We start from the raw sequence: 21,465 nt of genomic DNA, 5'->3' as shown, positions 1-21,465 counted from the left end.
AATCATCAGGAGCCAACATGACACTCACAGTCCAGCACGGCAAAGACGAAGTCACCATCCACGAAGACGCCACCAAATGGGTCATCGACGAAGCCGAACGACTTCACATCGTAGGAACCGACGGCAACATCGCCTCCTACAACCGCGGATACTGGGCAAACGTCCAGCAAACCGCCACCAAGACTTCATAACTAAATAGCGTCCCGAAGTGTACATGAGCACCAAGGGAGCAAGGGGAATTAGCTCAATTGGAAGAGCAACGGTCCTGCAAACCGTCTGTTGCGAGTTCGAGTCTCGCATTCTCCACTCTCCTGCATGGAGACCGTAGGCCGGTACTGGGCAAGTCACCCAAATGTGCGGCCAAGGATCAACCCGGGCGCCTCCAAGGCATCGTGGTGGGATCACTGATCTACGGCCTAAGAACGAGGCGACGCTACGCGCCTACTCCATGCAGGAACCAACTTCCCGCCCCTGATCAACAAACATGCGCGAGCAGGGCGAGCGGGAAATACCATTCCGGTGTCGCAGTCAAAGCCACCAACCACGCCAAAGGCTGTCACAGCGTGCAAGGAACCAAGGAAGCGCAGGACGCAACGACGTCCAAGGATGTCCTTTCTTCCATCCCAAGCGCCCCTGCTACGACACCGGATAACACTTAGGGAGGCCCGAAATATGGCTTCCCACAACCCACGCAGAGCAAACAGCGCAATGCGCAACAAGCTCAGGGCAAGGGTCCTCAGGGAAGAAACCCACTGCTGGCTCTGCGGCCTCTTGGTGGACAAGACGCTCCCTCACGGCCTGCCAGGCTCACCCGAGATAGACGAGATCATCCCGGTGTCCAAAGGCGGCTCACCCTTCGAACGTTCCAACTGCCGCCTTGCCCACCGACTCTGCAATGCCAAGCGTGGCAATAAACCACCAGGTCATGCGAAGGTCCTCGCACTCCAACCACCAAAGCCACTCAAGACCAGCCGAAGGTGGTGAAGCTCCTTGCCCGCGAACACATGCTCAGTAGATCAATGCTCGCGTGCAGGGAAGATCCGCTTGACCTACTGCGAGAACCACTACCGCAAGTTCAAGCGCTATGGAACACCAACACCGCCGCCCAAGGTCACACATGGCACGGCAAGCAAGTACCGGTACGGATGCCGATGCGCACCATGTACCGCTGCCCATGCTGAACGCTATGCCAAGTGGGCACGCTCGTACTTCGAGAAGACAGGCGAATGGAACAGAGGACGATGGATATCAGATCGCGATCGACACTCCATCTATGAACGTGATGCATGGACATGCAAGATATGTCAGCATCCGATAGATCGAGATGCGCATACGAACAGTCCGCTTGCTCCATCGCTCGATCACATCAAGCCCAAGTCATCGACATCAAAGCCCGACCACACGCCAAACAACCTGCGAACCGCCCACCGATGGTGCAACGCAGTCCGAGGCGATGAACGACTCACGGACGACGCAATAAAAGCCCAAATGGACCTTGTCCTAGGCGACTGAAACCCCAAACCGGGGGTGGCGGGTATCCCCTCCCACCCCCGGGCCGCGCCCTCCCTCTGGCATAGGGCAAAAATATCCCCCCGAGCTCCCCGCTGGGAGCCGCAGCATGTTTTTCGTCTGCTTCACCAGCATTTCGACTGCCGCGCTGTTCGCTTGTAGAGCCTCATGCTCTCGTGGGCGGCGCGGCTCAAACTTTGAAGGAGTTCCCCGTGATCATGTCGAAGTCTTTGGCTGCTGATGCGTTGCTGACTGCTGTTGACGGCGGCCACGTGGCGGTCTTCGGGGAGTCCATGGATGAAGCGAAGAAGGTTTTTGCGCAACTCCTTTGGGATTATCCCGAGATGAGCGTCGTCGCCGAGCGCATCGATGCGATTGGTCGTATCAGCCTTACGTTCCCGGGCGGCGGAACACTGACGTTCCTTTCTTTGAAGTCGAACCCGGACCGCCTGCGTGGTTGGTCGCTTGACCGCTGCTACGTGCCGATCGGCACATCCCCGGAATTCGTTTCTATGCACCTCCGCCCCTGCCTTGCAACGAGCAAGGACGGAACGATGGCGGGCTACTGAGGGGGAAGTGCATGCCAGCACATCTTGATGTCCGCGGCGGGCTCTGTGGAGCCTCCGATGGAGAGATTGCATGCCTGGCGCCTATTGCGTTCGGTCAGTGCCCTCGACACGGCCGACGACATGGTCTTGGGCAGAGGATCGCAGTTGAGCCGAAGCGTCCCATGAGCACCGTCACCCATCCTCCGGGATGGATCGATGGGAGAACGAAGGCGGGCCGCGCCGCGAAAGCCGCCAGATTGGTGGATGTCCGTGACTGAACCTGCCGGACTTGGTGAGCGCGGCTTGGCCCTTTGGGAAGAGATGTCCAGCAAGGATGTCGCCCGGAATGCGCTGGTGCTTGAAGCTGCGCGCATCGCTGATCGCTTGGATGAGTTGGACAACATCATTCAGGGCAAAGGTGTTCTGAACCTGATGCAGTTCCGGTTGCACCTGAACGAAATTGACGAAGATGGCGACCGGAATATCAACGTCGAGGTCAAGTTCGCAGCGCCTCTTGCAGAGGCAAGGCAACAGGCTACGGCTTTCGCGGCGATCCTTTCCAAACTTGTCCCGCCTTCCGTCGCAACTGCCGCGAAGCCCGCGGACAAGCCCGTGCCTGCTGGCGTCACCCCGCTTGACCGGATAAGGGCGCGCAATTTGAAAAAGGCTTGATCGGTGGTGGTGTCTGGTGAAGGGTTCACAGGACGCCCGCTTCTACATCGCTCCTAAGCCGCGTGGTTATTCGTGCGAGCACGCCGAAGCTGCGATCGACTTGGCCGCTGGTTATGGGCTGGTCCTTGATGAGTGGCAGGAGAAGGTAGTCCGCGCCTGGCTGCGGACAACCACGACCGGCAAATGGTGCGCCGGCACTTGGGGCGTCTCGGTGCCGCGGCAGAACGGTAAGAACGGCGGCCTTGAAGCTGTCGAGCTTTACATGCTTGTGGAGTTGGGCCTGAAAATCCTCCACACCTCGCATTTGCTGACGTCGGCGCGGAAAGCGTTCAAGCGTCTGCTGCAGTTCTTCGGTCAGAAGGTCAACGATCCGAACGCGCCATTCCCGGAACTGAACGCCATGGTCGTTGAGATCCGTAAAACCAATGGCCAGGAAGCGATCGTGCTGAGTAACGGCGGCATGATTGAGCTTGGCGCCCGTACCGGTGGCGCCGGCCGTGGTAGCTCCTTTGACGTCCTTGTCATTGATGAGGCGCAGGAGTACGAAGAGGACGAGCAGGAAGCTCTCAAGCCTACGATCTCAGCTGCTCCTGGCGGCGATCCTGTGACGATCTTTATGGGCACCCCGCCGAAGGATCTGTCCGAACGCGGCGAACCGTTTGTGCGCGTGCGGAATAACGCTGTGACTGGCAAGAACAAGCGTGCAGCTTGGGTGGAGCACTCTGCCCGCGGTGACGTCGACAAAATGGACGAAGCCGAGCTCGCCGCCTTTGTTCGAGACCTCCATAACGCTGCTGATGCGAACCCTGCCCTCGGCATCCGCATTTCGATGGAGACGATCGAGGACGAGCTCAACGAGTTCTCTCCGCGATCCTATGCGCGTGAACGCCTGAACATGTGGCCTACCCCGACAGAGGCTGGCAAAAAGGCATTCACAAAGTGGGATGACCTGGCGATTGACGATCCGGATCCTGACTGGCAGATAGCTTCGTATGGCGTGGATATGAATCCGGAGCGTACGAAGGTTTCCATCGGTGTTTCGCAGTTCACGGATGACGAGGATATTTACCTCGAGCTGGCCGCTGACGCGCCTTTTGATGAGCGCGGGACAACAGCTTTGGTGGAGTGGTTGTGGGAGCGAGCCAAGCGCCGTATTCCAATTGTCATCGATGCTCTATCACCGTGCCGGGATCTGCTGGAGCCGTTGCTGAAGGCCAAGAAGATGAAGGTCTTCATTCTGAGCTCCAGCGAGTACACGCAAGCGTGCGCGGGAGTGTACGAAGCCGTTGAGAAGCATCCAGCCATAAGGCACTTCGGGCAGGAACACCTCGACAATTCTGCCAAGCACGTCGTCAAGGACCCGATCAAGAACCGTCCTGGCTCGTTCAAGTGGAACAAGGACACCCTGGACGCTGACCTCGCTCCCACAGTTGCAGTTACGTGCGCCCATTTCGGCGCTAAAAAGTTTGCCCGCCGTATCGTCAAGTCTTCTCCGAAGAAGCGCGGCGCGATCGTTTTCTAGGAGGTGGCCTGCTTGGCTGAACTCGACGTGGTCCGCCACCTCACCGAACCCGAAGCTGCGGCGTTCAATCGCATGCTGTCCGTTATCCGTCGGAAGACTCAGCGGAACAAGCTGCGTACCTCATACTTCGACTCCAAAAAGCGGCTAGACAAGATCGGATTCTCGATCCCTCCGCACATGAAGGACTTCGAGGTCGCAATCGGCTGGGCATCCAAGGCTGTGAAGGTGCCGGCGCGGCGTATCCGCCCTGATGGTTTCACGCTGGGCCGGAAATCTTCCATGTTGGCCGAAGTTGAAGAGGTCTTTGAGGACAACTACTTCGCAGCTATCGAACGCATGGCCATCGAAGCGTCCCTGCAGCACTCCGTGGCGTTTGTCTTCGTCACTCCGGGTGACGTTGACCGAGGCGAGCCCGAGATTGTGGTGGCGGCCCGCACCGCGCTTGAGGCTACGGCCGAGGTTGATTCCCGCACTAACCGCGTGACGATGGCCCTTGAGGTTGTCGGCCGCTGGGAAGTCCTGTTGTACCTGCCGGGCGAGACGTTCCGGGTCGAGTACCTCAAGGACGGGTGGATGGTCACCAAGCGCTATGTTGGCATCGACAAGCGCGTGACCTGCACGCCCTACGTGTGGGGCCGGTCGCTGGAGCGCCCGTTCGGATACTCCCGCATCACGAGGCCCTTGATGGGATACATCGACAACGGCTGCCGGACGATGCTGCGCCAGGAGACCAACGCAGAGTTTTACGGAGCTCCACAGCGGGCCCTGCTTGGCGCTGAGGAAGAACACTTTACTGACGCCGATGGGAAGCGAATTTCCCCACTTGACGCCCTTATTGGCGGCGTGTGGGCCCTGCCCAACACTCGTGACGAGGAAACGGGCGATCTGGTCAAGCCCACGCTGCAGCAGCTCCAACAGGCTACTTTCCAGCCGCACGGCGAGATGCTCAAGGGCATTGGCCTGATGGTTTCGAGCGAAACGTCGATTCCCGTTGGATATCTCGGCATCGTTCAGGACAACCCGTCTTCTGCTGATGCGATCCGTGCCAATGAAGCCGACCTGATTTCAGTAGTCGAAGCTGAGCTTCCGAGTATCGGCATGTCTCGAGTGGACCTCGTCCGCAATGTTCTCGCGGTCAAGTACGGACTATGGACGCCGTCGATGGAAGCGGAGCTTCGCGGGTTGACTGCCCATTTCCGGGATCCTGGCACGACGTCCAAAGCGGCTCAGGCTGATGCAGGGCTCAAGTTCACGCAGACGTTCCCTGACGCCGACCCTGAGGTGGCTATGGAGGTCTACGGCTTGGAGAAGCGGCAGATCGAACGCATGAACGCATACCGGGCGAAAAAGGAAGCTGGTAATAAGCTGAGCGCCCTTGTGGCCGCGGCTAAGTCTTCTCCTGCTCCCGTGTTCAGCCAGCCTGGCGTAACGCAGGAAGTCTAGTCGTGGTTGCGCGCGAGTCCATCGAAGAGTTCCGTGCGGCCAGTTCCGGGCTGTCGAATCTGGCAACCAATGAGTTGTCCGCATTCTTCGCGACGCTGAACATGTCCAACCCGGAAGCTGCTCGTGACGCTCTGTTGGAGTTCCTCCCGATCCTTGTAGCTGAGTACGGGCAGATCGCCGCAGCGCTCGCTATGGAGTGGTACGACGATCTACTGGCAGAGGCCGGTGAGGCTGGCAAGTTCGCAGCTGCCATGCCTCCTACGCCAGCGGTTGTTGCTGAGCAGGTTGAGGAAACGGTCCGGTTTTTCGCCGGGAAGCTGTGGACCCCGAACCCCGAATTGGTTCTCTCCAACCTGTCTTTGGCCAGCGACAAGTACGTCAAGCAGTTTGGGCGAAACACAGTCGCTTGGAATGCCGACCGGGAGGGTGTCGCGTGGGCGCGGGTGCCAACTGGTGACACCACATGCTCATGGTGTCTGATCCTCGCCTCGCGGGACGCCGTCTACTTCTCAGAGTCATCGGCGACCATCCGCGAAGATGGCGAGGAATACCACGGCGACTGCGACTGCCAGGCTGTTCCTCTGCGCGCCGGTGACGACTACCCGCCGGGCTACCTGCCGGATGACTTCTACGACATGTATCAAGTAGCGCGCGACTCGGCTGGCTCACCGGATATGAAGGCCATCGCCGCTGCTATGCGCCGCGAGTTCCCGGATTTCGTCACTGACGGAGTCCACTCCCACTAAGTTCCCTTCCGCGCGACGCGGGCAGGGTTATTCGCCGTGCGATGCGGCATTCACGAAGGAGCATTTCCCTTGAACAAACCATTCCCTCACGGCATTGACATCACCGCGCCTGGCGGACTCACTGCGCTCATGGCCTTCCACCGGAAGACCTTCGGCGACGCTGTGATGGAAATTGACCCGTCCGCCCCGCCGGCGCCCGCACCGGCTGCGCCTCCTGCTCCCGCTCCTGCATCCGCTGACGCGGACAAGGACGGGAAACTTGGCGAACCTGGACTGAAAGCATTGCAGGCTGAGCGCGATGCTCGGGCAAAGGCTGAGAAAGATGCCGCCGAAGCGAAAGCCGAGCTCCAGAAGATCAAGGACAGCGAACTGTCCGACATCCAGCGGGCCCAGAAAGAACGCGACGACCAGGCTGCCGAGAACGCGACGCTCAAGGCAACCAACGCTCGCCTCGCCGCACTGGCCGAACACCCCGTACCCAAGGAATACCAAGACTTGGTGACCGGCACTGATGAGGCCAGTTACCTCGCGTCGGCCAAGAAGATCTCAGATCTTTACGCACGGGCTGAGGGAAAAGCTCCAAAGAATGACCCGGTTCCCGGATCTGGCAAGCGTGGCAGCGGCGACGCCGCCGCAAAAGGATCAATCCGCGAACTCCGACAGCAGATAGCTGACCGCAAGAACAAATAGGAAGGGGCACGCACATGCCCATGCTTCGCCGTAAAAACTATGGAGGCGGTAACCACAAGTGGCTCGCCTCCACCCATGGCACAAACAACGCACCGACCGGCACCCTGAACGTTGCCGGTTTCACCGCGGGCACCCACTACCCTGACGGCTACATTCCGTCCGGCACCCCGGTGAATGCCGCTGATCTGACTGCGATCGTCCCGTACGTCGCTCCCGCAGCCGGCCAGCCCGCCCTCAACCTCGGATTCCTCTTGGATGACGTTGAGGTGGAAGGCGGCGAGGCAATGCCCGCCGCCGTCCTCCGCCACGGCTCCATCGTGGCTGAAGAGGTCCCTGGCAACTTCACCGCCCCCGCGTTCGCGCCGGGCTTCACCTTCGAATAAAGAGAGGGGACTAAGACATGGCTTTTTGGGATGATCTGATTGACCCTGTAGAGCTGACCGCTGAAGCGCGGGAAGCTGCCGATGATGCCGAGGCCCGCAAGGGTTCCCTCGCCCGCTACCTTCCCAGCGTGGAAGTGGACGACATTGTCATTGAAGTTTTCGAGAGCGAAAACGGCTTGATCGAGGAAGCGCAGTACCGCGCATTCAACGCCGAGCCTGAACTCGCCGGCGCTGAGGGTGGCTCCAGCTTCACCATCAAGCTGCCCGCTCTCGGACAGAAGCGGTTCATCACGGAGTACATGCAGCTCCGTAACCGCAACGCCGGGGACGACTCCATGCGTGCCTCCATCGTGAAGCACGCACGAGCGGTCGCCGTAGCGATTGTCTCGCGCATGGAACGCCAGCGGGCCGTTGCCCTTGTCACCGGCAAGTCCACGATCACCGGCCGTCGTTTCAACTCTGACGACGACTTCGGTCGCGATCCGAGCCACAACGTAACCGCGGCCGCATTGTGGAGCACGTCCACAGTCTCGCGCCTGGCTGATCTTGAGGCATGGGTTGATTCCTACGTCGCCACCAACGGCGTCGAGCCGGGTTCCTTGCTGATGTCCAAGCGTGTTCTGCGCGCTCTGGCATCCGGCGAAGAGTTCGCAACGACGCTGGCGAACGGTTCTAGCCGTCGAGCCACTGAGGATGAGGTCCGCAGCGTTGTCGCGGGTGCTGGCCTCCCTGAGATCGACGTCTACGACCGGCGCACTGCAGCTGGCCTGCTGATCCCTGATGACCGAGTGATTCTCCTTCCGGAGCCGGGCGAGACCCGCGCCGAAGAGGCGAACGAGCTTGGCGCATCTTTCTGGGGCCGAACGCTGACGTCGATGGCACCCGAGTATGGGATTGCTGAGGTCGAACAGCCCGGCATCGTTGTTGGCGCCCACCGCAACGACAGCGTCCCGCACAACGCCTACGTGGATTCGGACGCCATCGGCCTCCCCGTGCTGGCAAACGCAAACCTCTCGTTCGTCGCGAAGGTTCTCTAGCCTCGGACTCGCGCATGGGGCGCGTCTTATGGGACGCGCCCCATGGCACTCTTGAAAGGAATTCGCAATGGCGAAGTTTGCTGTATACACGGTGGTCCACGAGGGATTCACCGCTCATAATTTCAAGCCCGGCGATGACGTTCCCGAATGGGCCATCGATCTGGTTGGAGACCATGTCCTCGAACCTGAGGCGCACGATTCGTCTGCTTCCGAGACCGACTTCACTGGCGCGCCTGAGGCGCCTGCCGATGATGAGGGAAAGTCCGATGGTGACTCGGCGGACGCCGACGCTGACGCCAGCGGCGACGACTCGGACGCGGCTGATGAAGCGCAAGATGCGCCCGATGAAGCACCCGACTTCACTGCACCGGCCCCCGCACGTCGCGGCCGTCCCCGGAAGCAGTAATCGTGGCCGCCGACTACTCGTCCCTCGCGGACCTGAAAGAGCACTGGTCGGCGCTCCCTGTTGAGGACGAAGCGGAAGCCCAGCAGAAGCTGCACGAGGCTTCCGTTGAGGTTCGCGGCCTCTACCCGGATTTGGATGCGCGAATCGCTGGAGGCTCGCTCGACAGCGATGTTCCGAAGCTCGTTGTGTGCCGCATGGTCAAGCGTGCTTTGGAACCTCGCGACGAGAACGCGCCGCCGGCTGGTACGGAGTCGTTCCAAGTAGGGGCCGGCCCGTTCACCATGGGCGGCAAGATAGCGAACCCTGACGACGCCTTGTACCTGACGGCTGCTGATAAGCGGCTGCTGGGCAGGTCCCGGCCAAAGGCCAAGGCTTGGACGATTCACCCGGGAGGCTGACATGGGCATCGTGAAGAGGTTCCCGAAGTCCTGGCGGGTGGACGTCGTTGTTCTTCGCAATGGCGGCCGTGACCCTAAAGGGAACCCGCGGCCGGATGAAGAGATCCCGCTCAAGGATTGCTTGATCGGTCCGCGGCTGATGAATGACCCCGTTGACCATTCGGATGTCTCTGCTTCCGAGGTGTACCTCTATCGGGATCCTGATCCTGACTTCCGTTTCCGAACGACTGACCGCATCCGGGTTCCGGATGGCGCTCGCATGGCGGGTGATTGGTCCGTGGACGGCCGACCAAAGGAATGGCCGATTGGTGTCGAGGTTGGGTTGGAGGCTGGATGAGCGTCAAGTACAAAGCTGACGACTTCGGTCTCCGCAAGCTCGCGCAGTCTCCGGAGATGGGCGCGGCCACCTTGGAGGTTGCGAAGCGCATGGCCGGCAACGCTAACGCCGTCGGTGATTCCACCTATGAGGCGGAGAGTACGACGGTGACGGCGGGTTGGGCCAACGAGAAGCGCGCAGGTGCTGTGGTTCGTGAGTCCGAGGCTCACTGGCGTGACTGGCGCGACGGCGTTCTTCTACGCGTCGCGGCGGCCATGAAGGTGAGGCACAAATGAGCGATGCCCTCGTTTTCCCTGATTCAAAGGCCGGCCTCTTCGACCTGATTGATGGGACTGTCCACGACGGCGCAACCGTCTTGGCTTTCTACCACCTGCAGGCGGATGAGCGTGGATCTCTGCAGGGCCCGTTCCCTATCGCTCACATCTACGGAAGTGGCGGCACTCAGGGATACATCGACAGGGTCGAGCGTCGAACGGTTGAGGTCTACGCGCCTGGCGAGCAAGCCGTGAACGTCCTCGAGTCGATCGTGGCCTTTATCTGTGGCGAGGACATCGAAACGCCCTCCGGATACTTCGACAGCATCACCTGCGATGGCACCCCCGATGATGTGCCGTACCAGTCGGACACCCTGAATCGGGCCTTGGCGACCCTGCTGATTACCTCAAGGCCCATCAACTAGACCCCCGATGGGGATTCACCAAAAACCTGAGCCCTTGAAAGGGGTTATTTGCCATGCCAACTTTTGACACCATCCGTCAGGATGCTGACGAGCGCGCTCTTATCCGGAAGATTCAGAAGGCTGTTGCTTTCCTGGCTCCGACGACCGTGGATCTTCCCGAGTCCCTGTTTACCGGCGCGGGCACCCTCATGGACCTGAAGGTGGCCGGCTGGCTGCCCGTCGGAATGGTCACGCCTGACGGCTACCAATTCGGCCGTGACGTGTCCAAGGAGGACGTGAGCGCGTTCGGCTACGCCGGACCTGCCCGCTCGGACACTACCGAGGTCGCCCGTTCCATCACGTTCACTCCGTTGGAGACGGGGCGCCGGCACATGCTGGAACTCACTTACGGCACGGACCTGACCGCGACCACGCAGGACGCTACGACGGGCGAGGTTGTCTTTGACGAGCCTGAGCTTCCCGTTGGCCAGGACTACCGTCTGCTGATCATCGGCTCTGACGGTCCGGCCGCTGAGAACTGGATCCTTGGCCGCGGCTACGGGCTGGTGAAGCTCGCTTCCACTGATTCGCAGACATGGGGTTCCAGTGACCCGGTTACGGCTCCGGTCACCCTCGATGTCTTCACTGATACCGAGATCGGCACTCCGGTCCGGCACTACATGGGCGGTACGGGTGCTGTGAAGCACAAGACCGTCACGGGTTTCACTCCGGAAACCCCGTAATGACCGCGGGCCGCGCCATCTTTCCGGGTGGTGATGGTGCGGCCCGCTTCAAACCTTCCTCACCCGTGACCTTTTAGGAGCGAGACATGCCCCGATTTACCAACAAAGAGGGTCTGGCCGTCGAGACGTCCGTGCCAGGCGAAGCCGCCCGGTTGCGCGCCGAGGGCTTCACCGAGCAGAAGGCGCGCACTGCCGCCGTCCGCGAAACGGATGCCGCCCGCGCCACTGAAGCGCCGACGCAGGTCGAAGCGCCCGCACCCTCCCCCAAGCCTGCCAAGTAAACCAACCACCACCACCCGGAGGTAACAAGAAATGACTGATTCACCGAACATCCAGTTTTCAATTGCCGGCGTCCGTAAGGAAATAGTCAAGGCCGAGGTCCTCAAGGTAGGACTGTCGAACTCGAAGGTCATCACCTTCCCCGACCTTTACGCGATGGAGTCCTCGGAAGCGGAGAGCATCTTCGGCCGCCTGAACCAGAACGCCACCAACTGGAAGGTCATCCGGACGTGGCTGTCCATGGAGGACGCCGATGCGCTGAAGGCTGAGAAGCTCTCGGTGATCGAGCTCTCGACCGTGATGCGCCGAGCGATCCGGTACTACGAGGACATTTACGGCACCGCGGGGGAAGGCAACGCCTCCGAGGGCTGATAGAGCGTTTCCGCCCGCAGGTCCGCGCCGACCTTATGTCGGTGTACGGCGTGGACCTTGCGGAGTGGTACGCCAACGGGCGCTGGGTGGCCTTGCTCGACTTCATCGACGGGCTGCCCAGTGCTTGCAGGCTCAACGAGGCAATAGTCAACGACAAAGAGTACGCAGCGCACATAGCCTCGCAGCCGAAGCCTAAGGGTGAGTGGGCGCCTCGCGTCTCCGAGTTTGACCTGAACGCACATCTTCTCCGGGAAATCCTTCACGCGGTCAAGAGCCTGCGCCAGACATCCATCGCGGTGGCTGGCGGCAAGCCTTCCGATGAGGCGCCGTTCCCCGGACCACGAACAGAGATTGACCGGGCCCTAGCGGACCTTGACAGGCAATGGACTGAGGACTTTATAGGCCAGTTCGGCTTTGACGCCACAGACATCTGAATAGAGATTCGAGGTATCCCATGTCCGTAATCGGTATCGCGGAAGTGCTTGTGAAGCCGATTTTCACAGGGGTGCAGCGGGAAGTCGCTAAGCGCGTGGGCCCGTTGTTCACGAAGGCTGGCCGCGCTGCTGGCAAGGACATGGGCGCCGGGATGGCTGCCGGGTTCTCGGCGGAGACTGCAGGGCTTGAAGCTGAGGTGTCCCGCCTGACCAAGGCGGCCACCCAGGCTGAAACCAATCTCTCAGCCTCAAAGGCGAAATTGGCGGCAGCCTCAGCGACAGAGTCCAAGGCGCTCGGTGACTTGCGTGTCGCTGAGCTCAAGCTTCAGGAAGTCCGCGACAACGGCAACGCCAAAGCATCCCAGATCGCAGCGGCCGAAGAGAAGCTGAGCGTCATCCGGCATCGCGCCGCTGACGCCACGGACCGCCGCGAAGTCGCTGAACATGCTCTGGCCAAAGCAACACTGAACCTCGGCGATGCACAGAGCAAGTCCTCCGCAGCGGCGGTCGAACTCGAAACACATCTCAAGCGCGTCTCGGAGGAATCCGAGCGCACAGGCCGCAGCGCCAACACGCTGGCCGCCCGGCTTACCAGCGCTTTCAGGGGAAGCCCTCTCGGCGGTCTAGTCACTGCCATGCGCCGCGACTCGGACCGGATCCGCGTGGACCTCTCCAAGATGGCCCAGGACGTCGCCCGTGAAGGCACTCGTGGCGGCCGAGCATTCACGCAGGCATTTATCGGCGTCGTTGGAGGTCTCTCTGCCATCACTCCGGCCGCGGGGGCTGTCGGTGCCGCCGTGCTGGGTGCATCCGGCAATGTCATCACCTTCGCTGCATCCTTGAGTTCCCTCGCTGGAGTGGCAGCACTCGTACCTGCCGGGCTCATGTCCATTGGTGCTGGCGCTGGAGTGCTTGTCTCGGCGTTCGCCGGCGTGGGTGATGCTCTCAAAACCGCACTCGAAGGCGCGAGCAGCATCGCAGGTTCCAACCCTCGACTGGCAGCCATGGCAGTCGAAGACGCGATGATGGCCATTACTGTCGCCGAGGAAAACGCCGCCGATGCACAGGTAGACGCGGCCCGCAGGGTTGCCGACGCCAAGCGCGGGCTGCAAGACACGATCCTCGCTGTTGCGCAGGCTCAGAAGGACGCTGCCCGTGCCGTCGAAATGGCCGAACGCAAGGAAGCCGACACTGCACGAGATGTCCTCGAAGCACAGAAGGCCCTGGCGAAAGCCAAGGACGCCCTTTCCACCGGTGATGGCGATGCTGATGCTGTCCTCGCCGCGGAGCAGAAATTAACTGACGCCCGACTCTCGCAAACCGATGCTATTCGCGATCGCGAGGATGCACAGGCCGATGCCCTCAAGCAGGAGAAGGACGGCGCCCGTCAGATCGCCGACGCGCAGCAGGCTATCGAAGATGCTACCCGCCAGGCGGAGAAAGCTCAGGTAGATGCCGCCCGCGCCGTGGAGCAAGCTCATCGGAACCTTGAACGGGTTCAGATGCAGCAGGCAGACACCGCTTCGCAGGCTGGCCAGAAGTCGGCTGATGCCATGGGCAAACTGACGCCTGCAGCGCAGGAGTCAGTGCGGGCTCTGCTCGCGGTCAAGGAACAACTGGGGCAAATCCGGAGGATCGCGCAGGAGAACTTCTTTACTGGGTTCGCTGCACCTCTGCTCTCTCTGGCCGGTTCAGTGATGCCTCAGCTGGCAACGGGTGTGGGCGCTATCGCTTCGGCGCTGGGTTCCGGCGCGCAAATCTTCATGCAGGCGCTTGAGAAGTCCCTTGATGGTGGCGTTCTCGAATCCTTGCTGATGGGCGTGGCGACAAGCACGACCATTTTGAATCGGGCCATTGAGCCTGTTGTGAACTCGTTCGTGACCCTCGGCCAGGTTGGCATGAACTACATGCCCCGCCTTGCTATTGCAATCGCGGACATCGCCACACGCTTCAATGACTTCATTCAGGCCGCGGCCGCTGACGGGCGTCTTGCAACGTGGATCGACAACGGAATTCAGGGGTTCAAGGATCTCTGGTCCATTGGTGGTTCGGTGGCAGGGATTTTCTCCGCCCTGAATCGAGCAGCTGAAGCTGGCGGCGCGGTGTCGACTTTGAGCGGCATGGCAGCAGCTTTGCGCAATATCGAGACGATCATGCAGGGCCCTGTTTTCCAGACGACCATGTCAACGATATTCGCCGGCGCCGAAGCGGGCTCGCAAGGGCTCTTGGCGGCGCTTGGTCCTATCGGCGAGGCATTCAAGAACGGCGCTACAGCCTTTGCTGAGTTCCTCCGTTTGGGCGGCGAGATCGCAGGCACATTCGTTGGTGGCGTTTTCACTGCGCTGTCGAACCCTGCGTTCGGTGCTGGGCTAGTCACCTTCATGGAGGCGGTGCAGCGAGGGGTGGGGGAAATTGTTCCGCTGCTGCCCGGACTGACTGGCGCCTTCGGTGCTTTCCTTTCGGCGCTTGCTCCTATCGCGGAGACGGTCGGGCCAAGCCTGATTCAGGTCCTGACATTTTTCGCTTCCAGTGTGGCGACTCTGCTGTCCGTTTTTGACCCACTCCTGGTCGCGCTTGCTGGCAGCCCTGCTGTTTTGGGTGTCCTGATCGGCGCCTTCGTTGCTACTCGTGCAGCGTCGGCGGCATTAACGGCCGCGGGCAATATTCAGCGGATCGCGATGGCCGGATGGGCTGCTGTAACTAAGGCTGTCGCTGCTGGCCAGTGGCTTCTAAACGCAGCCCTGAGCGCGAATCCGATTGGCGTTGTGGTCGCCCTGATCGCGGGACTGGTCGCCGGCCTTATTTGGTTCTTCACGCAGACAGAGCTTGGACAGCAGATCGTCCAAAACGTGTGGGGCGCCATTCAGGTCGCCGTTTCGGCGGTAGTCGACTGGTTCCAGAACACTGCTATGCCGGTAATTCAGCAGGTCTTCGCCGTCGTCGGAGCCGTCTTCACGTGGCTCTACGAAAATGTGATTCGGCCCGTGTTCGAGGGGATCTCCGCCGTAGTCGGAGCCTGGTGGACCGTGACGAGCTACATCTTCCAGATCCTCGGCGCTGTGATCCAAAAGGTCATAGGGCCAGCCTTCGTGTGGCTGTACGAAAACGTGATCAAGCCGGTGTTCGGATTTATCGGCGCCTTGATCTCGGCGTGGTGGACATTCATCATCAAGCCGATCTTCGATGGGCTTGTCTGGGTGCTGAACAACGTCCTCGGGCCAGCTTTCGTCTGGCTCTACGAGAACGTCATCAAGCCTCAGTTCGATGCTATCGGCGCGGTCATCAAGTGGGTCTGGGAAAACGTCATCAAGCCAGTTTTCGACGTCCTAGGCGACTTCATAACGAAAACGATCCCGAAAGCCTTCGAAGACGGGGTCGGCTTCATAAAAACCGCGTGGGAGAAACTGCAAGATATCGCGAAGGCTCCAGTCAAGTTCGTGGTCGATACGGTCATCAACGATGGCCTGATCAACGGGCTCAATACCATCGGCAAATCGCTTGGGTTGGCTGAGCTACCCCGCGTCTCACTGCCCCCGGGATTCTCCCGAGGTGGTGTGCTGCCTGGGTACGAAGCGCGCAAGCGTGACACCGTGCTTACGCCTATGCGGCCAGGTGAGGGCGTGCTTGTTCCGGAAGTCGTTCGCGGTGCCGGCCGAGGGTTCATCGACATGCTCAACAATGCGGGCAACAAGGGCGTCAGTGCCGTTCGAAAGCTCATGGCGTCGGGGTTCCACCCTGGCCGAGCTAAGGGCGGCCTGATTCACCCCCTGCCGGGCAGTGTCGTATCCCAGCCTTTCCACAGCGGGCACAACGGCATCGACTTCGCAGCTGCGGGTGGTACGCCCATCCGTGCTGCTGGTCCTGGCCGCGTGTCTTCTGCTGGCTGGTCATCGTATGGCGGCGGTAACGAGATCCACATCGACCACCCGAACGGGTTGCAGACGTGGTACGCGCACCTTTCGAAGTTCGCCGTGAAGCTGGGCCAGATGGTCACCGGCGGATCGAAGATCGGCGAGGTCGGTTCCACAGGTAACTCCACCGGCAATCACCTGCACTACATGGTGATGAACGGCGGATGGCCGAGCTACGTGAACCCGGCCGAGTACTTGGACGGCGGCGGCGAGGCAGGTTCCGCAGGTTGGAACCCGATCGCCGGAATCGTGGACGGCCTCGTGGACCAGTTCAAGAAGGCCTTCCCGGATGCAGGCATGTTCGCGGACATGGCCATCGGCGCTGGCAAGAAGATCCTGGACGGCGCCGTCGCATTTGTCACTGGTCAAGGTGGCAAGGACGACGGTATCGGCTCGACCGGGCTGCCTTACCTGCACGATCAGGGCGGCATTCTGCCTCCCGGGTTGTCGCAAGTGGTCAACCGTACTCGGCAGCCGGAATACATCCTCAACCCGAAGCAATGGGAAGCGATGTACAGCCTCGCGACAAGGCGAGGTCATGACCGTCCAGCTGTCCAGATCGGGCAGCTGCACGTTCGTGACGAGCACGAAGCAGTCCGACTCATCGAAACATCCCAGCGTGACGCGCTGGCGGTTCACCGCTAAGGAGCTCAATGGGCATCAGTTACGCGACCCCGTACCGGCCGCCGCTTCCCGCGGCGAGTCCGTGGACGAGGCTCCGAATGACGTGGACCGCTAAGGGTGTCACGTGGCCGCTCACGTCCCCGGCATCAGGCCTGTTCCTGATGCCGGGGGTGCGCGGCCTTGGTTCCATCACCACGGAACGGCATGCAACTGAGGCGCCGGCGGTCGCAGGATCCCGGCACGAAGGCATTTCGGTTCTGGACCGCAGTGCTTTCTGGCCGATCCACATTTTCCATGACGGCGGATCTGAGGGTTGGGTCGAACGGGACCGGGCCTTCTGGCAAGGCATGGACCCGAAAGACACTGGCATCTGGGAAGTTCAGCACCCGGACGGAAAGCGCCGTTCTATCGAGCTACGGTTTCGGGACGACGGCGATCACAGCATCGACTACGATCCGATCCGGTATGGGTGGCAAACGTACGGCATCAACTTCGTTGCGGAACAGCCGTTTTGGATGGGTGAAGCGGTTGTCCGTTCATGGAAGAACAGCGAGTACGCTCCGTTCTTCGAACCGAACGGGCCGCACCTTTTCAACATTGGTTCTGGCGCTGACATCTCCTCGGCGCGGATCGACAACCCGGGCGACGAAGAGTCATACGCCCGGTGGTTCATCGACGGGGAAACCACTACCGCATCTGTTGGTGTTGGGGACCTGATCGTAGATGTGCCATTCCCTATCGGCGCCAACAAATGCTTGGTGATCGAGTCTGATCCTGACCGCATAGGCGCCACCTTGTACGACGTCGCCGCTGGCGCTGAGAGCAAGAAACCCTCCGAGCGAATCATCGGTGTTGACATGGTCAACCCGGAGGACCGTTCGGCGGACCTTGGTGAGGCTGACTTCCCGCCGGTGCCGGCCGGGTCGCAGGTTCCCATCTCTCTGACCCTTGCGGGCACCGGCGTTGTGGAGGCATACCTCCCGACCTTGTATCGGAGGCCATGGTGAGCATCTTCAGAGTCTCCGTCTATGACAAGGACCGGCAGTTCCGGTGCCAGATCGGTAACCCTTCAGCACTCTCGGCAACGGTCCGGCACAACCTCGTATCCACGCTGAACATTACCGTTCCTTTGGCTCACGAGAGGCTACCTGAGCTGATGACTGATGGCACCCGCCTGAAGGTCAAGTTCAAGGGCCGACACCTCATCTCCGGTCCCATTGTCAGCGAGGCTGGCGAAACTAACGGAGTCTCCGGACATGTGACCTTCACTGTTGAGGACGACTTCCGGATCCTGCGGGACATCCTCGGCTGGCAGGTGCCGGGCTCGCCTATCTCAAATCAGGCCGCCGCCGAATACCGGACATACACGGGCGACGCGGAAACGATCATCAAGACCGCAATAACAGAGAACGGCATCACGAGGCTGGCCATCCCTGGCCTGTCGGTTGCTCCGAACCTGCACCGCGGCGCCGTCGTGCCAGGCGGTGTGCCTCTCCGGATGCACCCGTTGGCCGACAAGATGTTCCCGGCCATGGATGAGGCGGGGATCGGTGTGACGGTTCGACAGATCGGCTCAGGCCTTGTTTTGGACGTCTACGAGCCGCAACTGTACCCACGGAAACTCTCGGTCAAGGGACGCACTCTAAAGAAGGCGTCGTGGACAAAGACCCGACCGGAGAGTTCCCGCGTTGTCATCGGCGGCCAAGGCGAGGGTACTGAACGGAACTTCCGGCAGGTCATCGATGCCGCCCGAGAATCCCAGTACGGAATGCGCGCTGAAGCTTTCCGAGACGCACGCGACAACGACGCATCAGATGTCATGGACGATCGCGGCCGCGAGACGCTCACCGAAACTGCCGCCAAGAACGGGATCTCCCTCGACCTCGTCGGCGCTGGCATCTTCCAGTACGGGCCCGGCGGGTTCACGGAGGGCGACCGGGTTCCAGTGAACCTCGGCAACGGGATCCTCATGACAGAGACCATCCGCGAAGTAACTCTCAACTGGGTCTCCAAGGATTACGCGAGCGTCCAGCCCTCCATAGGGGAAATTTCCAACCAGCCTGCGCGCATCGTTGCGCAGCGACTTGCCGCCCTCGCTAAGGGCGTGCGGAACCAGGAGCTCATCTGATGCCTGTGCAGTTCATCAGCCACGGCTATGACACAACCGCTTTGAATCCCTACAACGAAGATGCATGGGGCGAAGCGCACTCCGACTCCCCTATTGGTTCCGCACGATACGGAGTCAGCGGCCCCGGCGACTGGAAAGTCAGCATTGTTGCCAACGCTGATCGGACAGTCTCGATCGCTCAGGGCAGCGGTTGGGGTTGCGGTATCACGGACGAGACGGACGGCAACGAAACTCTGCAGTTCCCGCCGTCGGCCTCTGGCGTGCGCTGGGATACGGTTGCGGTCCGCCGTGACTGGACTCCCACGGCCGGCGTCTCTAAGTTCGTCATAATCCCCGGAGGCTCCACCCGTGCGGTTTCCGGCTCGCGGGTCACTGGGCCCGGACAGATCGACGAGCAGCCCATCGCACTGGTAGCCATCAAGGAGAACCAGACACAGCCTGACGACGTCGTGGATCTTCGATGCTGGGCTGCCAACGGTGGCGTTTACGCAAAGGATGACCTCGCCCGCCAGTACATCAACCAAGTCGGCTCCATGGTCACCATCGGTGACACACAGTGGCAGCTGGTCTTGGGCGAAAACGATACGCCCTCGTGGGTAGTCATCGGCGGCGCGTTCCGGGGGCCGTCACCTTTGACGCTGAACGGAAACTACCGGCACATCGGCACTCATCTGACAGAGCCCATGAAAGACGGTGCAGTGTCCCGAAGCGGCCAGAGCGTGTCCTTGGAGGGTGGCGTCGCCAACAAGGTTCCGATCCAGTATCTGGCGAACACCGCTTACATCATCGCGACGTTCGATAAGTCCTATGCGCCGAAGGTGAATAGCGCCCCTTTCCCCCAAACCATTGTGGGCCTCTACCAGTGCCAGATGTGGGCCACGCCTGCCGGTGAGATCCGCGTGAGCTTCAAGGTCCCTGTCCCGGAACAGGCCATCGGTGCGATGGTGTTCCCGCTCAGCGGATTGGGGTGGAACCAATGAAACTCCGCACAGCACTTCGAGGACTGACCCGTACCGACTGGGCGTTCGTGCACTTCAAGGCTGCTCTCGGGCTTCTCTGGATCATTCCTCTGACGAGGATCTCCTACTTGCAGGAACAGACCGCGCCATGGTTCATCGCTATCTGGGGTCTCCTGACCACAGCAGGTTTCTGCGTCTCCCTTGTCGGGCTGGTCATGTCCGCTCAGTCTTTCGAAACGCGCCGGAATGGCTTCCGGGTGGAGATGGCAGGGCTTGTGCTTCTCATGTCCGCACCCGCCATCTACGGCCTAATCCAGATTGGCCTGGCAATTGCGACTGGCGCCGATCGATGGATCGCATTCGCTTTCGCTTACATCATCTGTTCCGCCGTTGCTGTGCGCATGGTGATGATCAAATCCGCGGCGAAGTCTCGCACGGTCATCTACCGATTCACGGAAAGCGTGGAAGATGACTGAGCTCTACTTCGCCCTTGCCAACGAACCTGAACCGCTCTACGCGGGCATGCCACTACCTCTCCTGCTTGGCATCATCGGCGGCTTGATCACTCTTGCTGGTGCCGTGATCGCCGCTTTCAGCAAGAAGTGGCGCACTCCGGCCGACGACCGAGAAGACAAGAAGATCGGCATCGAGGTCAACGAGCAGATCCTCGAGCAGTTCGAGAAGTTGCTCGTAGAGCGAGACAAGCGAATTGACGGGCTGGTTGCTGAGATCAAGGAAGTTCGGCAGCTAGCCGAGTCCGCAGCGAACGACAACCGGACCCTTATCGACTGGATTTATGCAGCAGTCCAGGTGGCCCGGGTATACGGGTTCGTGGACAAGCTTCCCCGCCCTCCCAAAGGCGTCACCATCGCAGACTATCCAAGCGCCCACACGGGCACAGGAGGCTCCACATGAGGCGACCAGTAGACGCGCCACTGACACAAGACTTCGGAGACGGAGCTACCGCTGGCGTGGCGGCCAGTTCAGATCCGAACTCTGGCATGGGCTATTACGTGTGGCTTTACGGCAACTACCAGCCGGACGGCCACACGGGCCAGGACTACGGAGCCAGGTCGGGGTCCAAGGTGTACGCCGTCACTTCCGGCACAGTCCTGCATGTCGGCTGGCTTGGTGGCACTTATGACAGCAACCCGTGGTGGATCCTGCCGAGCTTCTTTGGCTACGGGTACGTGATCGATCACGGATCGTTCATCGGCATCTATGGCCACTGCCTCGACGGCGGGACGAAGATCAGCACGGGCCAGTGGGTGGCGGAAGGCCACGTCATTGGCCTTTCTGGTTCCACCGGCGCTTCCGTGGCCGCACACCTGCACTTCGAGATCCTGCGTGACGGCTACGTGCTCAACAGCCGATACTACGGCCGCAGCAACCCGGAAGAGCTCTTCGACGGCGCTGCCATCGAGTCCGCCGGCGAAACCGCCCCGGCCCCCATTTACACCCCGGACCAGTTGGTGCTGGTCAATCTCGGCATCCCTCTCCCGTAAAGGAAAAGACCATGGGTAAACTCCCCGAAGGTATGACCAATGAGCGCTACTTGCGCTTCGGACCCGAAGCCCTTGTTGAGGGCGGGCCGACCATGAAAGACGGACTCTCGATTGAGCAGCAGATCGAGAAGGCACCTGTGGACGCTCTCTGAAACAAACAG

General features: G+C 60.8%; 26 protein-coding genes and 1 tRNA gene. All 27 read left to right on the top strand.

The window, feature by feature from the left end; genetic code table 11:
• Positions 1-17 precede the first annotated feature (17 nt).
• The 27 genes from AR689_RS23045 (at position 18) to AR689_RS23040 (ending at position 21,456) form a co-directional block, all read left to right on the top strand.
• The gene (locus AR689_RS23045; RefSeq protein WP_156424581.1) at positions 18-191 is read left to right on the top strand and encodes a hypothetical protein; all 174 of its coding nucleotides are present in this window, start codon (positions 18-20) and stop codon (positions 189-191) included.
• A 42-nt stretch (positions 192-233) separates the two neighbouring features.
• A tRNA-Ala gene (locus AR689_RS11350) sits at positions 234-306 on the top strand.
• 1,415 nt (positions 307-1,721) lie between these two features.
• Positions 1,722-2,078: a hypothetical protein gene (locus AR689_RS11345; protein ID WP_062070217.1), complete on the top strand. Its 357-nt coding sequence runs from the start codon at positions 1,722-1,724 to the stop codon at positions 2,076-2,078.
• A gap of 249 nt (positions 2,079-2,327) precedes the next feature.
• Positions 2,328-2,729 (top strand): hypothetical protein, encoded by a 402-nt coding sequence (locus AR689_RS11340; RefSeq protein WP_156424580.1) that lies wholly within the window; start codon positions 2,328-2,330, stop codon positions 2,727-2,729.
• A 16-nt stretch (positions 2,730-2,745) separates the two neighbouring features.
• A complete protein-coding gene (locus AR689_RS11335; RefSeq protein ID WP_062070214.1) occupies positions 2,746-4,251 on the top strand; it encodes a hypothetical protein in 1,506 nt (501 codons plus the stop codon).
• Between the two features lie 12 nt (positions 4,252-4,263).
• The gene (locus tag AR689_RS11330) at positions 4,264-5,694 is read left to right on the top strand and encodes a phage portal protein (RefSeq protein WP_062070212.1); all 1,431 of its coding nucleotides are present in this window, start codon (positions 4,264-4,266) and stop codon (positions 5,692-5,694) included.
• A gap of 2 nt (positions 5,695-5,696) precedes the next feature.
• A complete protein-coding gene (locus AR689_RS11325; RefSeq protein ID WP_062070210.1) occupies positions 5,697-6,440 on the top strand; it encodes a VG15 protein in 744 nt (247 codons plus the stop codon).
• Between the two features lie 69 nt (positions 6,441-6,509).
• A complete protein-coding gene (locus AR689_RS11320) occupies positions 6,510-7,130 on the top strand; it encodes an FtsB/FtsL family cell division protein (protein WP_062070207.1) in 621 nt (206 codons plus the stop codon).
• A 14-nt stretch (positions 7,131-7,144) separates the two neighbouring features.
• Positions 7,145-7,513, top strand: a complete 369-nt coding sequence (locus AR689_RS11315) for a hypothetical protein (RefSeq protein ID WP_062070205.1) — start codon at positions 7,145-7,147, stop codon at positions 7,511-7,513.
• 17 nt (positions 7,514-7,530) lie between these two features.
• Positions 7,531-8,550 (top strand): major capsid protein, encoded by a 1,020-nt coding sequence (locus AR689_RS11310; RefSeq protein ID WP_062070203.1) that lies wholly within the window; start codon positions 7,531-7,533, stop codon positions 8,548-8,550.
• A 67-nt stretch (positions 8,551-8,617) separates the two neighbouring features.
• Positions 8,618-8,956: a hypothetical protein gene (locus AR689_RS11305; RefSeq protein ID WP_062070201.1), complete on the top strand. Its 339-nt coding sequence runs from the start codon at positions 8,618-8,620 to the stop codon at positions 8,954-8,956.
• Positions 8,957-8,958: 2 nt separating this feature from the next.
• Positions 8,959-9,354 carry a hypothetical protein gene (locus AR689_RS11300; protein ID WP_062070199.1) on the top strand — a complete coding sequence of 132 codons (396 nt, stop codon included), beginning with the start codon at positions 8,959-8,961 and terminating at the stop codon, positions 9,352-9,354.
• A 1-nt stretch (position 9,355) separates the two neighbouring features.
• On the top strand, positions 9,356-9,691 hold the full coding sequence (locus AR689_RS11295; RefSeq protein ID WP_062070197.1) for a hypothetical protein: 336 nt from the start codon (positions 9,356-9,358) through the stop codon (positions 9,689-9,691).
• Complete coding sequence (locus AR689_RS11290) at positions 9,688-9,966, top strand: hypothetical protein (RefSeq protein WP_062070195.1); 279 nt, start codon at positions 9,688-9,690, stop codon at positions 9,964-9,966. Before AR689_RS11295 ends, AR689_RS11290 begins: the two co-directional genes overlap by 4 nt.
• Complete coding sequence (locus tag AR689_RS11285) at positions 9,963-10,370, top strand: hypothetical protein (RefSeq protein ID WP_062070193.1); 408 nt, start codon at positions 9,963-9,965, stop codon at positions 10,368-10,370. The genes AR689_RS11290 and AR689_RS11285 overlap by 4 nt, the downstream gene beginning before the upstream one ends.
• A gap of 53 nt (positions 10,371-10,423) precedes the next feature.
• Positions 10,424-11,092, top strand: a complete 669-nt coding sequence (locus AR689_RS11280) for a hypothetical protein (RefSeq protein WP_062070191.1) — start codon at positions 10,424-10,426, stop codon at positions 11,090-11,092.
• 86 nt (positions 11,093-11,178) lie between these two features.
• Entirely contained in the window at positions 11,179-11,373 is a 195-nt protein-coding gene (locus AR689_RS11275) for a hypothetical protein (RefSeq protein WP_062070189.1), read from the top strand.
• 31 nt (positions 11,374-11,404) lie between these two features.
• Entirely contained in the window at positions 11,405-11,743 is a 339-nt protein-coding gene (locus AR689_RS11270; RefSeq protein ID WP_062070187.1) for a hypothetical protein, read from the top strand.
• A gap of 50 nt (positions 11,744-11,793) precedes the next feature.
• Positions 11,794-12,177 (top strand): hypothetical protein, encoded by a 384-nt coding sequence (locus AR689_RS11265; protein WP_156424579.1) that lies wholly within the window; start codon positions 11,794-11,796, stop codon positions 12,175-12,177.
• 20 nt (positions 12,178-12,197) lie between these two features.
• Positions 12,198-16,733 carry a peptidoglycan DD-metalloendopeptidase family protein gene (locus AR689_RS11260; protein ID WP_062070183.1) on the top strand — a complete coding sequence of 1,512 codons (4,536 nt, stop codon included), beginning with the start codon at positions 12,198-12,200 and terminating at the stop codon, positions 16,731-16,733.
• Between the two features lie 77 nt (positions 16,734-16,810).
• A complete protein-coding gene (locus AR689_RS11255) occupies positions 16,811-17,719 on the top strand; it encodes a hypothetical protein (RefSeq protein WP_156424578.1) in 909 nt (302 codons plus the stop codon).
• The gene (locus tag AR689_RS11250) at positions 17,716-18,840 is read left to right on the top strand and encodes a Gp37-like protein (RefSeq protein ID WP_231745494.1); all 1,125 of its coding nucleotides are present in this window, start codon (positions 17,716-17,718) and stop codon (positions 18,838-18,840) included. Before AR689_RS11255 ends, AR689_RS11250 begins: the two co-directional genes overlap by 4 nt.
• Positions 18,840-19,820 carry a hypothetical protein gene (locus AR689_RS11245; protein ID WP_062070177.1) on the top strand — a complete coding sequence of 327 codons (981 nt, stop codon included), beginning with the start codon at positions 18,840-18,842 and terminating at the stop codon, positions 19,818-19,820. The genes AR689_RS11250 and AR689_RS11245 overlap by 1 nt, the downstream gene beginning before the upstream one ends.
• Positions 19,817-20,275: a hypothetical protein gene (locus AR689_RS11240; RefSeq protein WP_062070175.1), complete on the top strand. Its 459-nt coding sequence runs from the start codon at positions 19,817-19,819 to the stop codon at positions 20,273-20,275. Before AR689_RS11245 ends, AR689_RS11240 begins: the two co-directional genes overlap by 4 nt.
• Entirely contained in the window at positions 20,268-20,714 is a 447-nt protein-coding gene (locus AR689_RS11235; RefSeq protein WP_062070173.1) for a hypothetical protein, read from the top strand. Before AR689_RS11240 ends, AR689_RS11235 begins: the two co-directional genes overlap by 8 nt.
• Entirely contained in the window at positions 20,711-21,304 is a 594-nt protein-coding gene (locus AR689_RS11230) for a M23 family metallopeptidase (RefSeq protein ID WP_082697917.1), read from the top strand. The genes AR689_RS11235 and AR689_RS11230 overlap by 4 nt, the downstream gene beginning before the upstream one ends.
• 11 nt (positions 21,305-21,315) lie before the next feature.
• Entirely contained in the window at positions 21,316-21,456 is a 141-nt protein-coding gene (locus tag AR689_RS23040) for a hypothetical protein (protein ID WP_156424577.1), read from the top strand.
• The last annotated feature ends 9 nt before the right edge of the window (positions 21,457-21,465 follow it).

The organism is Arthrobacter sp. EpRS71, from assembly GCF_001512285.1.
Taxonomy (GTDB): Bacteria; Actinomycetota; Actinomycetes; order Actinomycetales; family Micrococcaceae; genus Arthrobacter.
The sequence above is the reverse complement of the archived record's forward strand: the minus strand, read 5'-3'. Positions and strand labels throughout refer to the sequence as shown.

Excerpts from the sequence above, each read along its gene's own strand:
- AR689_RS11295 (WP_062070197.1), top strand. The coding sequence starts at position 9,356 with ATGGGCATCGTGAAGAGGTTCCCGAAGTCCTGGCGGGTGGACGTCGTT.
- AR689_RS11305 (WP_062070201.1), top strand. The coding sequence starts at position 8,618 with ATGGCGAAGTTTGCTGTATACACGGTGGTCCACGAGGGATTCACCGCT.
- AR689_RS11270 (WP_062070187.1), top strand. The coding sequence starts at position 11,405 with ATGACTGATTCACCGAACATCCAGTTTTCAATTGCCGGCGTCCGTAAG.
- AR689_RS23045 (WP_156424581.1), top strand. The coding sequence starts at position 18 with ATGACACTCACAGTCCAGCACGGCAAAGACGAAGTCACCATCCACGAA.
- AR689_RS11315 (WP_062070205.1), top strand. The coding sequence starts at position 7,145 with ATGCCCATGCTTCGCCGTAAAAACTATGGAGGCGGTAACCACAAGTGG.
- AR689_RS11275 (WP_062070189.1), top strand. The coding sequence starts at position 11,179 with ATGCCCCGATTTACCAACAAAGAGGGTCTGGCCGTCGAGACGTCCGTG.
- AR689_RS11255 (WP_156424578.1), top strand. The coding sequence starts at position 16,811 with ATGACGTGGACCGCTAAGGGTGTCACGTGGCCGCTCACGTCCCCGGCA.
- AR689_RS11235 (WP_062070173.1), top strand. The coding sequence starts at position 20,268 with ATGACTGAGCTCTACTTCGCCCTTGCCAACGAACCTGAACCGCTCTAC.
- AR689_RS11310 (WP_062070203.1), top strand. The coding sequence starts at position 7,531 with ATGGCTTTTTGGGATGATCTGATTGACCCTGTAGAGCTGACCGCTGAA.
- AR689_RS11230 (WP_082697917.1), top strand. The coding sequence starts at position 20,711 with ATGAGGCGACCAGTAGACGCGCCACTGACACAAGACTTCGGAGACGGA.
- AR689_RS11240 (WP_062070175.1), top strand. The coding sequence starts at position 19,817 with ATGAAACTCCGCACAGCACTTCGAGGACTGACCCGTACCGACTGGGCG.
- AR689_RS11290 (WP_062070195.1), top strand. The coding sequence starts at position 9,688 with ATGAGCGTCAAGTACAAAGCTGACGACTTCGGTCTCCGCAAGCTCGCG.
- AR689_RS23040 (WP_156424577.1), top strand. The coding sequence starts at position 21,316 with ATGGGTAAACTCCCCGAAGGTATGACCAATGAGCGCTACTTGCGCTTC.
- AR689_RS11260 (WP_062070183.1), top strand. The coding sequence starts at position 12,198 with ATGTCCGTAATCGGTATCGCGGAAGTGCTTGTGAAGCCGATTTTCACA.
- AR689_RS11285 (WP_062070193.1), top strand. The coding sequence starts at position 9,963 with ATGAGCGATGCCCTCGTTTTCCCTGATTCAAAGGCCGGCCTCTTCGAC.
- AR689_RS11280 (WP_062070191.1), top strand. The coding sequence starts at position 10,424 with ATGCCAACTTTTGACACCATCCGTCAGGATGCTGACGAGCGCGCTCTT.
- AR689_RS11245 (WP_062070177.1), top strand. The coding sequence starts at position 18,840 with ATGCCTGTGCAGTTCATCAGCCACGGCTATGACACAACCGCTTTGAAT.